The sequence below is a fragment of the Vibrio sp. 2134-1 genome, assembly GCF_033339495.1.
In genome coordinates, this window is sequence record NZ_JAWOUS010000366.1 from 1 (window position 1) to 741 (window position 741).

Consider the following 741-nt stretch of genomic DNA (forward strand, 5'->3'; position numbering starts at 1 on the left):
CGATGAGCATTAGAATGTAGGCGACATTAGGATTGGTGATCACCGCAAGCATTTCTGCGCGCCAGTCCGGTGTTCTTTCAACCCAAATGGGATTGTCGAGTGACAATGTCACGGGGAGATTGTTCACCTTGACGGATTTACCGTTTATCGCGGTGACCAACTCTTCTGGCGAGTTGGCGATGACATCAATGACATTGAGTTCTAAGGCTTCTTCTGCGTCTAAACTGGCGGCTTCACTGACGGCTTTTTCTGCCCATTGTGCATTGCGGTCATGTAATTTTGCGAGCCCTTTAATGTAGGCTTTTGCGTCATTGATGACCTTTTTCTCCATGGCGGTTTTAGCCGGAACTTGATCGCCGCTTTTTTCTGCATTGGGTTTGTTTTCATCCGAGGATTCGTTGTCTTTGCCGTCATCAGAAGAGGGCGCTTGTGGTGCACCACCTATGGCCACAGGGGTTGCTGCGCCTAGGTTGGTCGCTTCTGCCATTGCCGCAACGTGGCTGGCAAGCAGAATGTAGGTGCCCGCGCTCGCGGCTCTAGAGCCTGAAGGCCCAACCCAAGTCGCAATCGGTGTGGTCGAGGTTGTGATGGCGTGAATAATGTCTCTCATCGCGCTATCTAGCCCGCCAGGGGTATCCATTTTGAGAATCACTAGGCTCACGCCGTTGATTTGAGCTTGTTCAATTTCCCTAGAGAGGTAGTCACTGTTGGCTGGGCCAATTGCCCCTTTTACGGGCACAA

At 51.7% G+C, this 741-nt stretch carries 1 pseudogene; it reads right to left on the bottom strand.

Annotation, left to right across the window (positions count from 1 at the left end):
• Positions 1-741, bottom strand: a pseudogene (locus tag R7R78_RS26030) (nodulation protein NfeD); the annotation flags it as partial.